This window comes from Flavobacterium weaverense (genome assembly GCF_003688495.1).
GTDB classification, from domain to species: domain Bacteria; phylum Bacteroidota; class Bacteroidia; order Flavobacteriales; family Flavobacteriaceae; genus Flavobacterium; species Flavobacterium weaverense.
Genome location: NZ_REFH01000007.1, coordinates 626,795 through 640,806, shown reverse-complemented (window position 1 = coordinate 640,806; position 14,012 = coordinate 626,795). Strand labels below are relative to the sequence as shown.

The window sequence follows — 14,012 nt, the reverse complement described above, 5'->3', positions numbered from 1 at the left end:
AATTCGACTATAATTATTTACATTTGAGTAATGAAAAGCAAAGCCAATCAAGTAATCACCGTCTACATTCTTATTGCAATGTTTTTAGTCATTGTTAGTCATAAAATTCTCCAACAATTTATCTCTAATGATGGTACTAGAATTTACGTAATTTTAAAAGATATAATTTTTGTAGTATTTACTGGTATAATTTTCAAGTTAATTCTCTCCAAAAACGATCAAAGAAATACTAAAATCTTTAAAAAACTTAAAGATACAAATGACGAAATAAAAGAGTCAAATGAAAAATATGATATTGTAGCTAAGGCAACTAGCGACACTATTTGGGATTGGAAAATGCAAGAAAATACGCTTTCTTGGAATAAAGGAATTGAAAATGTTTTTGGTTATACAGAAGAACAAGTAGAAAACAACTCAGATTGGTGGTTTGATAAAATTCATCCTGAGGATAGTATAAAAATGTCAGTAAAACTATATTCTTTCATTGAGCAGCAAACAAAGAATTGGCAGGATCAATATCGTTTTAGATGTGCGGATAATACATACAAGTATGTTCTTGATAGAGGTTTTTTATTAAAAGATGATAATGGCAAAGCAATTAGAATGATTGGTGCCATACAAGATATCACAAAACAAAAAGAAGAAGAGCAAAGACTTAAACTACTAGAGACAGTAATTACGCAATCGAAAGACTCCATCATTATAACTGAACCAGATTCATCAGATTTTGGTATTCCAAAAATTATTTATGCTAATCCAGCTTTCTCTGCTATGTCTGGTTATGCGAATAGTGAAATACTTGGAAAAACCCCTGATATTTTCAAAGGTGTAAACACAGACGAAGCAGAGTATAACAAAGCAATCGCTGCGTTAAAAAATAAAAAAGAATGCATCATTGAAATCATCAGTTATAAGAAGAACAAAGAAGAGTACTGGGTTCGCTTTTCAATGATTCCAATATACAACACTGAAAATGAAATTTCACATTGGATATCAATACAAAGAGATATATCTGAAGAGAAAAAGCTTGAAAAAGAAAAAGAGCAGCTTATTAGAGAGTTGACGCAAAACAATAAAGATCTTAAACAATTTTCATATATCACATCGCACAACTTACGCGCTCCTCTATCTAATTTAATTGGCCTGCTCAACTTAATTGAAGATATACCCGTTGAAAATGAAGAGCTGAACGAAATACTTCAAGGTTTTAACAAATCAACACACGTATTAAATGATACTATTAATGATCTTGTTAAAGTAATTATTATTAAGGATAGTTCATCGATACAAAAAGAAGAGATTTCTTTAAAAGAGATTTTTGAAAATGTATTCAGCCAACTTAACTCTCAAATCGAATTACATAAACCAATAATAAAATTTGACTTTGAGAAAATCTCTACCATAAAAACTAACAAGGCTTATATTGAAAGTATTTTAATGAATCTTATGGCGAATTCATTGAAGTACAAATCTGAAAACAGGAAACTAAAAATAACTATTTCGTCAAAAGAAATCGACAATACTGTTATTCTGAGTTTTAAAGACAATGGAATAGGAATTGATTTGGCACGAAATAGAGACAAAGTATTCGGACTTTACCAACGATTTCATAATTATCCTGACAGTAAAGGACTTGGTTTATACTTAGTTAAATCACAAATAGAGACTATGGGAGGAACAATTGATATCGAGAGCGAAGTCAACAAGGGAACTACATTTACATTAACATTTAAAAACAAAGAATAATGCTAGATCAGATCTTATGCATTGATGACGATCCAATAACACTAATGCTATGTAAAAAAGTAATTAGTAGAGCTTTATTTTCTAAGGAGATAATAACACTTCAAAACGGAGAAGAAGCAATAAACTACTTTAATAATCTTAAACAAATAAGCAATCAGGATTCTGCAACAGTATTACCACAACTAATCTTCTTAGACCTGAACATGCCGGTAATGGGAGGCTGGGAGTTCCTCGATTATTTTATTGATGAAAAATTCTCAGAATTTAATAGCATCAAGGTGGTGATTCTATCTTCGACTATTGACCCAGAGGACTTAGAGAAATCTAAACAATATCCAATGGTTTTTGATTTTTTATCAAAACCTATAAGCCAGTCAATGTTACTCTACTTAAAAGAAAAATTAGAATAAAAAAAAGGTTACATACAAAAAAAGCTCTCAAATAATGAGAGCTTTTTTTGTATCAAATAAACTGTAAGATTTACAATTTAGAAACAAGTTTCGTTAATTTAGATTTTAAATTAGAAGCTTTGTTATCATGGATAATATTCTTTTTAGCTAATTTATCAATCATAGAGATCACATTAGATAATTTAGATGTAGCATCTGTTTTATCAGTAGCTATTCTTAATGCTTTGATCGCATTACGAGTAGTTTTGTGTTGGTATCTGTTTAATACTCTCTTCTTTTCGCTAGTTCTTATTCTCTTTAGAGCTGATTTATGATTTGCCATTATATTGCTTTTTTTTCTTTTACTAATTTTTTGTAGTCCGTAAGGGAATCGAACCCCTGTTACCAAGACGAAATCTTGGCGTCCTAACCCCTAGACGAACGGACCATTATCCCCTAAGTTTTCTCAATCTAAAATTGAATTTTGTAGCCCGTAGCGGAATCGAACCGCTCTTACATGGATGAAAACCATGCGTCCTAACCGATAGACGAACGGGCCCTTTTTCCCTCTAAGTTCAGGAGAACTTCAATCTGCAATAAAAATAGTAGCCCGTAGCGGAATCGAACCGCTCTTACATGGATGAAAACCATGCGTCCTAACCGATAGACGAACGGGCCCTGCTTCTCTAATGCGGATGCAAAAATACAACTATTTTTGAAACGTACAATAGCTTACGCGAAAAAAAACATAATTTTTTAATATGCCTTCGCAAAGAGCACTCTCCCTACTGAGGTTTCCCCAGTAAAGACACAGCTTCCCGACTCTAAAACCCTGTCCAATGGAATACATCTTATGGTTGCTTTTGTCAAGTCTTTGATCTTTTCTTCGGTAGCTGCAGTTCCATCCCAATGTGCTGATATAAAACCTCCTTTAGTGTCTAAAACTTCTTTAAACTCTTCAAAATTATTCACTTCAGTTATATGGCTATTTTTATAATCTAATGCTTTGTTAAATAAATCCTCTTGAATTTTGGTCAACAAATCATTAATATAAATTTCTATTCCCTCTTTAGAAACGACTTCTTTACTCAAAGTATCTCTTCTCGCTACTTCAAATGTACCATTTTCTAAATCTTTTGGGCCAACAGCAATTCTAACAGGAACACCTTTAAGCTCCCACTCTGCAAATTTAAATCCGGGTTTCTGAGTAGTTCTATCGTCGAATTTTACAGAAATATTTAATTTTCGTAACGCTACCGTTAATGCATTTACTTCCGCTCTAATAGCATCTAATTGCTCATCATTCTTGTATATAGGAACTATAACAACTTGAATAGGCGCTAAATTAGGAGGTAAAACTAATCCTTGATCGTCAGAATGCGTCATTACTAATGCACCCATTAAGCGCGTTGATACTCCCCAAGAAGTACCCCAAACGTATTCTTGCTTACCTTCTGCATTGGCAAATTTCACATCAAAAGCTTTTGCAAAGTTTTGACCTAAAAAGTGAGAAGTACCAGCCTGCAATGCTTTTCCATCTTGCATCAATGCTTCGATGCAATACGTCTCCTCTGCTCCAGCAAAACGTTCTGTCTCTGTTTTAATTCCTTTCACTACAGGTATTGCCATGAAGTTTTGAGCAAAATCAGCGTAAACATTCATCATCTTTTCTGATTCCTCTACAGCCTCTGCTTTAGTAGCATGTGCGGTGTGTCCTTCTTGCCATAAAAACTCTGCCGTTCTTAAAAACAACCTAGTTCTCATTTCCCAACGAACTACATTCGCCCATTGATTAATTAATAATGGTAAATCTCTATACGATTGAACCCATCCTTTATATGTAGACCAAATAATTGCTTCACTAGTAGGACGAACAATCAACTCCTCCTCTAATTTTGCATTTGGGTCGACCATTAACTTTCCAGGTTTGTCTGGATCATTTTTAAGTCTATAATGAGTAACAATGGCACATTCTTTTGCAAAGCCTTCTGCATTTTTTTCCTCTGCTTCAAACATGCTTTTTGGTACGAATAACGGAAAATAAGCATTTTGATGCCCAGTTTCTTTAAACATTCGATCTAATTCAGCTTGCATCTTTTCCCATATTGCATAGCCATACGGTTTGATAACCATACACCCTCTAACACCTGAATTTTCGGCTAAATCAGCCTTGACAACCAATTCGTTATACCATTTTGAATAATCTTCTGATCGCGTAGTTAAGTTCTTACTCATACTGAATAGTTTGGCATAAATTTTGCATTAATAATTTTACGTAAATAGTTCAGCAAAACTAACTATTTTTGTAATGTCCAACAATAAAAAACCCCATAGATATGAAAACTAATACTCTTTCTAAGAAAAATACATCAATATACTACATTGTTGGTTTTTTGAGTATATTAATGACATCATGTGGCTCCTACCAAAATAGTTCTTACTATGATTCTGACGGAATTTATGGTAATACATCTCCAAGAACTGTTGAAAGAGCATCGCAAAACGACAGATATGATCGAAATCAATATAAAGATTACTTCAATTCTTTGCAAAAAGAAAGTCAATCAAATGAAGTCTTTACTAATATTGACGACTACAGCAGCTATAATCTTGATAATGAATCACAAGATAGTAACTACAACAATTATCCTGGTTGGGGAAGTAATCCGCAAAGTGTAAGTATAAATTATTACGATAACGGTTGGGCTATGAACAATTGGTATGCAAACAACTATTACGGAAACAGTTGGTATGGCAATAATTGGTACGGCAATAATTGGTATGGTAACAATTGGTACGGCAATAACTACGGATGGAATGGTGGATACGGCTGGGGCTTAAATGTAGGCTTTGGATGGAATAACTGGTATAGCAATGGCTACTACGGAAATGGTTATTATGGAAATGGTTATTATGGTAATAGCTGGTATGGTAACAGAGGATATTCTACTTATTACGATAATAGAACTCGTTCATATAATAGTGGAAAAAGAGGTTCAAATTATAGTAACGAAATAAATGGCAATAGAAATTCTGGAAGTTCAGCAAGGACTGAAGGTAGTACAATTAGCAGAAGAGCAGTGAATTCTAGCAATCGTCAAAACAATGATGTAAGGAGAAATTCTTCTGATGCAACAAATAGAACTAGTCCCACATTTTCAAGAGAACCTATTAATAGTCAAAACAGCGGTAGAAGAGGAAGCTTAAATAACGGTCGTACAGAGAGATTTGAAAATTCTACTAGAAGTAATGAAAATTCTAGGTCATACACTCCTAGTTCAAATAATAATTCAGGATCAAATAGAAGTGAAAGTAGATCAACGAATTCAGAATCAAGATCGTACATCCCAAGTTCAAATAATAATTCAGGATCAACCAGAGGCGAAAGTAGATCGTCGAATTCAGAATCAAGATCATACACCCCAAGTTCAAACAACAATTCAGAATCAACTAGAAGCGAAAGCAGATCGTCGAATTCAGAATCAAGATCTTATACTCCGAGTTCAAGCAGTAGTGGAAGATCATCAGGTAGTCGAGGTGGAAGAGGATAGAAAAGAATTCATATTATATAAAAAGTAGTAAATCATAATTTTAAAATTCATGAAAAAATATATATTTTTATTAGCATTAGGATTGACCGCAACAATGGCGCAGTCGCAAGAACTTTCAGATGCGTTACTTTATTCTCAAGATAATTTAAATGGTACTGCAAGGTTTAGAGCGATGGGTGGTGCCTTTGGAGCACTTGGAGGTGACTTATCGTCACTAAATGTTAATCCAGCAGGTTCAGCAATTTTTGTCAATAATCAACTTGGACTTACTTTAAGCAACTCCAATATTAAAAACAACTCCAACTATTTTGGAAGTGCAACTTCAGATAAAAATAGTTCTTTCGATTTAAATCAAGCTGGAACTGTTTTCGTTTTTAACAACAAACCAGATAGTAATTGGACAAAAATTGCATTAGGAATAAACTATGATAATGTAAATAATTTTGACAATAAAATATTTTCAGCTGGAACAAATCCAACTAATTCTATTGATAAATACTTTTTGAGTTATGCCAATACAGGAAATAATGGAGCTCCTGTACCTCAAGAATTTGTAAATAGAAAAGCTGGAGAATCAATCTCAGATTTATACTCATTTTTGGGAAATAATTTACCTTACGGTTTTGCAGCGCAACAAGCAATGATAGGTTTCTACGATCAAGGTTTTATAATCGATGCAAATGACGTTAACAATCCAAACAGTACGTATTCCTCATTAGTACCTAATAATGGAAATTATTATCAGGAAAATTCAGTGGTAAGCACTGGATATAATGGAAAACTATCTTTTAATGCTGCTACTTCTTATAAAGACAAGCTATTTCTTGGATTAAATTTAAACTCACATTTTACTGATTTGCAAAAAAATTCTAGGTTTTATGAAGACAACAATGCACCATTAACAAATAATTACACTGTTTCTCAAATACAATTTGATAATACTTTAAATACTTATGGAACTGGTTTCTCTTTTCAGGCGGGAGCTATTGCAAAGGTTACAGAGCAAGTGCGCGTTGGACTGGCTTATGAATCTTCAACTTGGTACAACTTAAACGATGAATTATCTCAAAAGCTTATTGTTGTAAGTAGTGCTACATCATTAGCTGATATAACTGATACGGTTGATCCTAGAGTTGTAAATGTTTACGAAACGTATAAATTACAAACTCCAAGTAAAATTACTGGTAGTTTTGCATACGTTTTTGGTAAATCAGCGCTAATAAGCGTGGATTATGCAATGAAAGATTACAGCAACATCAAGTTAAAATCTGGATTTGAAGGTTTAAATAGTGACATTAATTCGTTATTAGATAATTCTGGTGAATTAAGAATTGGTGCAGAATATAGAATTAACGCTTTGAGTCTAAGAGGTGGATATCGCTACGAGCAAAGTCCATATAAAAATGGTGTTACAGTTGGAGATTTAACTGGTTATTCTGCAGGTTTAGGATATAGCTTTGGCGGAACCAAAGTTGACTTAGCTTATTCTTACGGAAAAAGAAATTCTGAGCAAGGTTTCTTTGGACAAGGATTTACTGATGGAGCAAAAATTGATGCAATTAACAATAATGTATCATTGTCTCTTTTATTCGAATTATAAAATAAGTTTACAATATATTATAAATCCGTTTCTTGTTCATGAAACGGATTTTTTTATGCCAATGTAACAGCTACTTGTAGTTAAAACTAGCACGAATCATTAAACGCCAATTGGATTAATGTACCAACAAAAAATTGAAAAGAAATTGAAACAAGTAGTGTTTCGATAAAAAATTGTAATTTTGCAAAATTCCCAAATTATCGGGATTCTAATGATATGAGAACGAAGTCTTTAAAAAAGAATAAAATAAATGTGATCACTCTTGGGTGCTCAAAGAATGTATATGATAGTGAAGTGCTTATGGGTCAACTTCGTGCAAGCGGAAAAGACGTAGCACACGAAGCTCCTGAAGCAGAGGAAGGAAATATTATAGTTATTAATACATGCGGTTTTATCGATAATGCTAAAGCAGAATCTGTAAATATGATTCTTGAATATGCTGATAAAAAAGAAAGAGGATTAGTAGACAAAGTATTTGTTACTGGATGTTTATCTGAAAGATACAGACCAGATTTAGAAAAAGAAATTCCTAATGTTGATCAATTTTTTGGAACCACAGAATTACCTGCACTTTTAAAAGCGTTAGGAGCTGATTATAAACACGAATTATTAGGCGAGCGATTAACAACTACTCCTAAAAATTATGCCTATTTAAAAATTTCTGAAGGTTGCGACAGACCATGTAGTTTTTGTGCAATCCCTTTAATGCGTGGAAAAAATGTTTCCCAAACGATTGAAAAATTAGTAAAAGAATCAGAAGGATTAGCAAAGAATGGAGTTAAAGAGCTAATTCTTATTGCTCAAGATTTAACATATTATGGTTTAGATATTTACAAAAAAAGAGCCTTAGCTGATTTACTAGAAGAATTAGTAAAAGTAGAAGGAATTGAATGGATTCGTTTACACTATGCCTTCCCTACTGGATTCCCAATGGATGTGCTAGAAATTATGAAACGCGAACCAAAAATTTGTAACTATTTAGATATTCCATTGCAGCATATTTCAGATTCAATTTTGAAATCAATGCGTCGTGGAACTACACAAGATAAAACCACTAAATTATTAAAAGAATTTCGTGCAGCAGTTCCTGGAATGGCGATACGTACGACTTTAATTGTTGGGTATCCTGGAGAAACTCAAGAAGATTTTAATACTTTAAAAGAATTTGTTCAAGAGATGAAATTTGATAGAATGGGCTGTTTCGCTTATTCACATGAAGAAAACACTCATGCATACTTACTTGAAGATGATGTTCCAGATGAAGTTAAGCAAGAACGTGCTAACGAAATTATGGAATTGCAATCTCAAATTTCATGGGATTTGAACCAAGAAAAAATTGGTCAAACTTTCAAATGTATTATTGATAGAAAAGAAGGTGGCCACTTTGTAGGTCGTACAGAATTTGATAGCCCAGATGTGGATAACGAAGTACTAATCGATGCTACAAAACATTATGTAAAAACAGGTGAGTTTATAATGATAAAAATTATCGAAGCAACTGAATTTGATTTGTATGGCGAGCCAGTTTAAATCTAAACTATTTGACTTAAAAACTATAATTATGAAAGTAATTCAATCAACGCTAATTTTTCTATTTGTACTGTTTTTTTCAAACATAGTTTCCGCTCAATATGGAAATAATGGCTATAATAATGGTTACGGAGGTAATTATGGCAGTAACCGCCGCGTGAATAGCGGTATGGATCAGTCAATGTCACAGCAAAAGCCAAAGGAAATTCCTGTCGAAGTAACAGTTGCAAAGATAATGGAACGCATTCAACCAGAGCTCAATCTTGACGAGCTGCAAATAATTGCAATTTCTAATATATTGAATGAAAACATTAGAACGCAAGGAATGCTGATAAAGGCAGAAGTGAGTCAGGAAGCAAAAATGGAGAACATTAAAGTGCTGACTGAAGTTACCGATAGAAAAATAATGGAATTACTAAATGCGGATCAGAAAGCGAAATACATTGCGCTAAATGATGCTGCAAAAAATCCGAAAAAGTCTAAAAAGAAGAAAAAGTCTGAATAATTGATTATCATACATTACAAAATAAAAACCATGAGCAAATTTTTTTACTATCTATTCTTTGTAATCTTAGTTACTTCTTGTGCTACTAATCCTTACAAAAAAACGGAAAAAGTATATGATCAAAAACTTCAAGAATTAAAAGAAACAATATCTAGTAAAGAGACGGTTACATTACCAGTAATTAATACTTACAAGGTCACGGTAACACCATCTTATACTGAGAATTTACTTAATATAAAAGATTCCATCTCAACAATGGGTCTTACATTATTAAAAAACGGTGTAAATACGGAATGGATTGGTACAGTGAATTTTAATTTACGTAAGCCAAATTTCATTATTATTCATCATACTGCACAAGATTCGATACAGCAAACTATAAAAACCTTTACTCTTGCCCGCACACAAGTAAGCGCACACTACGTTATAGGTGACGACGGACGTGTCGTGCAGATGTTAAATGATTATTTAAGATCATGGCATGCTGGAAATGGATCTTGGGGGAAAAACACAGACATTAATTCTGCATCTATAGGTATTGAACTAGATAATAATGGATCAGAACCATTCTCCGAATCACAAATTAATAGCTTATTAGCCCTTCTAACAAAGCTTAAAAAAGATTACAATATACCTGCCCAAAATATCATTGGACATTCAGATATCGCTCCTAGAAGAAAAGTAGACCCAAGCGTACTATTTCCTTGGAAAACTTTAGCAGAAAAAGGTTTTGGAATTTGGCCCGATGAAGTATTAGAGACCGCACCCGCAGACTTTAATGTAGAGCAAGGTCTTCGCATTATTGGCTACAACACAAAGAATTTATCAGCAGCTGTTACAGCTTTTAAACTGCATTTTATACAAACTGATCTTAGCGCATTACTAGATGAAAATACTGTAAACACCATTTACAATATTTATAAAAAACAGTAAAAGATACTTATCAATAAAAAAAACGAGAATAGAATTGTATCAACAATTTCTATTCTCGTTTTTTATTTATGCTTGGATTTTATTCTTTAAATATGCTACTCTATAACTAGTGATTTCATATTCATAAACTCCTTTATACCCACATCACCTAATTCTCTACCATACCCTGATTTTTTAACTCCTCCGAAAGGAACTCTAGAATCAGATCGCACAAGAGAGTTTACAAAAACGTTCCCCGCTTCTATTCTTCGAGCTAAATGGTACGCCTTTTCACGATCTTCAGTCCAAAGGGCGGATGCTAATCCATATCGATGATTGTTTGCTATCGCTATTGCATCATTTTCATCTTTCGCTCTAATAACTGTTGCAAGCGGACCAAAAGTCTCCTCTTGAAAAGCAACTGAATCAACACTTACAAAATCAATCAACGTTGGCTGAAAATTACAACCTTCGTGTTCACCGCCTAATATCAATTTTGCTCCTTGCTTCAATGTTTTATCTAATTGCTCCGATAATGTATCTACAAGATCCAGTCTTGCTAACGGTCCCATTTGGATTCCGTTATGAATTGGATTCCCTTGTTTTATAGCTTGTATATTCTTTGAAAAGTGCGAAACAAATTCTTCAGCTATTTTTTCAGTAACAATAAATCTTTTCGCACAAATGCAAGCTTGACCCGCATTTAACATTCTCGAATGCGCAGCAACTTCAGCTGCCTTCTCAATATTAGCGTCATTTAGCACGATAAATGCATCTGAACCACCCAATTCCATAACTGTCTTTTTAATATGCTTCCCAGCTAAAGCCGCTACCGATGAACCTGCTCCTTCACTTCCTGTTAGCGTAATACCACTTACAATATTAGATTCAATAATGCTTTCAACTTGTGAAACTTCTACACTTAACTGTTGAAAAACTCCTTCCGGAAAACCGGCTTCTAAAAAAGCACTTTCAATAGCTTTAGCACAACCAGTTACATTTGATGCATGTTTTAAAAGCGTAACATTTCCTGCCATAATAGCTGGCGCAGCATACCGAAGAACTTGCCAAAACGGATAATTCCATGGCATCACAGCAAAAACTGCTCCCATGGGATCATAGACAGACATACTTTTAAACGGAGTGTCATAGTACTGATCTTTTAACATCTGCTCAGCATGCTCTGCGTAATAATCACAGTTAGATGCTGATTTTTCTACTTCTGCAATACTTTCAGATAAAATTTTACCCATTTCATTTGTAATGAGTAGTCCTAATTGCTCTTTTTTATCTCTTAAAATAGAAGCTAACTTTTGCATTTTTTCACCTCTTTGTTGAAATGAAGTTTTTCTCCAATTTTTAAAAGCAGTTTCTGATACTTCTAACTTTTTATTTAGTTCTGTATTTGTCAAAACTTGATACTCCGCAATAAGTTCTTGCGAATATGGATTTATAGATTTTAATGTCATTTGCGATAAGTTTAAAATTCGTGATAATTATTCATGAAATCCAAAGCTGGATTTTCTAAACATAAAGTTAACTTACTCATGATAGAAATAGAAAACAATTATAAAAACTTTAGCTATCAAAAAATTATTGGACAAATAAATTAATAGAGAAGTCAAAAATATATCAACAATCGAAGGAAATCTTACTGAAGAAATTAAAGTATATCAATACTTTCAGTATTAAAAGCAATATCAAGTACTTCATAGACCTTTTGCTTATCAAATGGTTTGGTGATATAATCTGAAAAACCACATTGAATTATTTTATCTTTATCTTCAAATGAAGAGCAAGCCGTTTGAGCAATGACTGGAAGATTAGGTTTTAAAGCTTTTATTTGTTCAAAGGATTGAAAGCCGTTAAGAATAGGCATTTTTATATCCATAAATACCAGATCAATATCGAGATTCTCGACACACAAAGCGATTGCTTCTTGACCATTTATAGCTCGTATTACAAAGTGACCTTTTGATTCTACTATTTTTTTCAGGAGCAAGAAATTAATAGTGTTATCCTCTGCAATTAAAATGGTCTTTCCGTTAACATTTCTTGTGATTTTGACAAGCTTATTTTCTTTACTCTCTTTGATAGCTGCATCTAATTTAAGCGGTAAAGTAAATGTAAAAGAAGAACCAAATCCTATTTTAGATTTCACAAATATTTCACCTCCTAGCATTTCAACGTAAGCTTTTGTAATACACAAACCAAGTCCTAACCCGTTTGTCTCTTTACTTGTATTGTCTTCTAGCCTTCTAAAACGTTCAAATATTACCTTAAGATGATTATCATCTATTCCCTTGCCAGAATCCTCAACGGTAAATTCAATTATTCCTTTTTCTTCGTAAATGGTATAACCAAAAGAGACAAAGCCCTCATCTGTAAATTTTAAAGCATTGGTAACCAAGTTCACAATAATTTGCTTCAGTTTAATTTCATCACTTAAAATATTAGTATGTAAATGTTCTAAATTATCTACAATATAAAACTCAATGTTTTTTTCTTTAGGAATGGTAATCTTTATGGAATTGTACAAATCATTTATACATTTATCTAAATCCAAAGATTTATAATTAGGAGCTATTTGTCTTGCGTCAATTTTAGACATTTCAATAAGATCCTCAATAATTGCTACTAAATTAGTACCACTACTTTTAATGATTTTTAAATACTTACGTTTTTCTTTATCATCTAAACCATTATCACTTAATAAGTCACTGTAGCCAATAATAGCATTCATAGGAGTTCTAATCTCATGAGACAAATTAGCCAAAAAAGAAGACTTCAAATTATCGCTTTCTTCCGCCTTTAATTTCGCAATTTCTAATTGTATTCTTTGATTTCTATTTTCTTCAAATAAATCGCTAATCGTAACAAACTCACCTTTAAATTTCTTTAATTCATTTATTGAGTTGGTATCACCTATTTCTAAAATTTTTCTAATTTGTTCTATTGGATTGTAAACCCACTTCTTGGTATAATAAATAAATATTAAGATGCAAACTATTGAGGCCAGCACAACTACAAAAAGTACTTCCTTAGTTTTGCTGTAATTTAAATTGAAAGGTCTTTTAAAAATTAATTTATTGACAACTTTTTCGTTCCAATCTTTTAATTCTAGTCCAACAGTGATAATGTCATCTTGAGCTTTAATCTTATAATTAGCGGGTGCTAAATTAACGTATGAACTACTAATAGTACCTAAACCCTCAAAGAAAGATTGATCTAAAAGTCTAGCTATAAAAAAATAACCTGAAGGTAAAGTTTTGTTTTTCTTAGAATCGTTTGATGGGTGAATAGTTGCGCCGTAAACTTCAACAACACCCTCTGGAATTTTTACGTAAAATGTCTTTAATTTACTTTTATAAAGTGCCGCCAGCAATGACTTTGGAATAAAATCCGCACCGCTTATTTTAGAAGAAATTGTTTTACTTATTTGCTTACCTTCTAAATTATAAACGCCTACAAAGTCAGCATCATAAGATTCAAATTCGTTTGAAATATATTTATTATACCATTTTATATCTTCTGTCTTCGTAAATTCTACCAAGTCATCCCAAAAAGTGACATCTATAATTGTAGCAGCAAGCGTTCTAGAATTTAGTTTAAATAGAGATTTTACTTCGATGTCGTAGCGACTAACAGTAGTTTTATAAAAATCCTCTTCGCCTCGCACTCCATAAAGATACAATGAGATATAAAGCACTATAAAAAATACCATTGCTGAAATAATCAACAACAACAATTTAAAGTAAGTGTTCAAATTAAAAAATCTA

Annotated in this window: 11 protein-coding genes and 3 tRNA genes; 7 read left to right on the top strand and 7 right to left on the bottom strand. The window is 32.7% G+C overall.

Annotated elements, in window-relative coordinates; all coding sequences use genetic code 11:
* The first annotated feature begins 30 nt into the window (after nt 1–30).
* The gene (locus BC961_RS02855) at nt 31–1,746 is read left to right on the top strand and encodes a PAS domain-containing sensor histidine kinase (protein WP_121924331.1); all 1,716 of its coding nucleotides are present in this window, start codon (nt 31–33) and stop codon (nt 1,744–1,746) included.
* Nucleotides 1,746–2,156, top strand: a complete 411-nt coding sequence (locus BC961_RS02850) for a response regulator (RefSeq protein WP_121924330.1) — start codon at nt 1,746–1,748, stop codon at nt 2,154–2,156. Before BC961_RS02855 ends, BC961_RS02850 begins: the two co-directional genes overlap by 1 nt.
* Before the next feature lie 70 nt (nt 2,157–2,226).
* Here BC961_RS02850 and rpsT read toward each other — a convergent pair whose 3' ends face one another.
* From rpsT to proS, 5 genes are all read right to left on the bottom strand, one after another.
* A complete protein-coding gene (gene rpsT / locus BC961_RS02845) occupies nt 2,227–2,478 on the bottom strand; it encodes a 30S ribosomal protein S20 (protein WP_121924514.1) in 252 nt (83 codons plus the stop codon).
* A gap of 33 nt (nt 2,479–2,511) precedes the next feature.
* Nucleotides 2,512–2,583, bottom strand: a tRNA-Glu gene (locus tag BC961_RS02840).
* A gap of 39 nt (nt 2,584–2,622) precedes the next feature.
* Nucleotides 2,623–2,694, bottom strand: a tRNA-Glu gene (locus tag BC961_RS02835).
* 47 nt (nt 2,695–2,741) lie between these two features.
* Nucleotides 2,742–2,813 (bottom strand) — tRNA-Glu (locus BC961_RS02830).
* 78 nt (nt 2,814–2,891) lie between these two features.
* Nucleotides 2,892–4,370, bottom strand: a complete 1,479-nt coding sequence (gene proS / locus BC961_RS02825) for a proline--tRNA ligase (RefSeq protein ID WP_121924329.1) — start codon at nt 4,368–4,370, stop codon at nt 2,892–2,894.
* A gap of 101 nt (nt 4,371–4,471) precedes the next feature.
* On the opposite strand from proS, the gene BC961_RS02820 reads away from it, so the two are divergent.
* The 5 genes from BC961_RS02820 (at nt 4,472) to BC961_RS02800 (ending at nt 10,254) form a co-directional block, all read left to right on the top strand.
* Nucleotides 4,472–5,686 (top strand): hypothetical protein, encoded by a 1,215-nt coding sequence (locus BC961_RS02820; RefSeq protein ID WP_121924328.1) that lies wholly within the window; start codon nt 4,472–4,474, stop codon nt 5,684–5,686.
* 49 nt (nt 5,687–5,735) lie between these two features.
* Complete coding sequence (locus BC961_RS02815; protein ID WP_121924327.1) at nt 5,736–7,286, top strand: OmpP1/FadL family transporter; 1,551 nt, start codon at nt 5,736–5,738, stop codon at nt 7,284–7,286.
* A gap of 216 nt (nt 7,287–7,502) precedes the next feature.
* The gene (gene rimO / locus BC961_RS02810) at nt 7,503–8,816 is read left to right on the top strand and encodes a 30S ribosomal protein S12 methylthiotransferase RimO (RefSeq protein ID WP_121924326.1); all 1,314 of its coding nucleotides are present in this window, start codon (nt 7,503–7,505) and stop codon (nt 8,814–8,816) included.
* Between the two features lie 31 nt (nt 8,817–8,847).
* On the top strand, nt 8,848–9,321 hold the full coding sequence (locus tag BC961_RS02805) for a hypothetical protein (RefSeq protein ID WP_121924513.1): 474 nt from the start codon (nt 8,848–8,850) through the stop codon (nt 9,319–9,321).
* A 30-nt stretch (nt 9,322–9,351) separates the two neighbouring features.
* Nucleotides 9,352–10,254: an N-acetylmuramoyl-L-alanine amidase gene (locus BC961_RS02800; protein ID WP_121924325.1), complete on the top strand. Its 903-nt coding sequence runs from the start codon at nt 9,352–9,354 to the stop codon at nt 10,252–10,254.
* Nucleotides 10,255–10,349: 95 nt separating this feature from the next.
* Here the strand turns inward: BC961_RS02800 and BC961_RS02795 are convergent, their stop codons facing one another.
* Nucleotides 10,350–11,702 carry an NAD-dependent succinate-semialdehyde dehydrogenase gene (locus tag BC961_RS02795; RefSeq protein ID WP_121924324.1) on the bottom strand — a complete coding sequence of 451 codons (1,353 nt, stop codon included), beginning with the start codon at nt 11,700–11,702 and terminating at the stop codon, nt 10,350–10,352.
* 194 nt (nt 11,703–11,896) lie between these two features.
* A complete protein-coding gene (locus BC961_RS02790; RefSeq protein WP_170151280.1) occupies nt 11,897–13,957 on the bottom strand; it encodes an ATP-binding protein in 2,061 nt (686 codons plus the stop codon).
* Nucleotides 13,958–14,012: the final 55 nt, after the last annotated feature.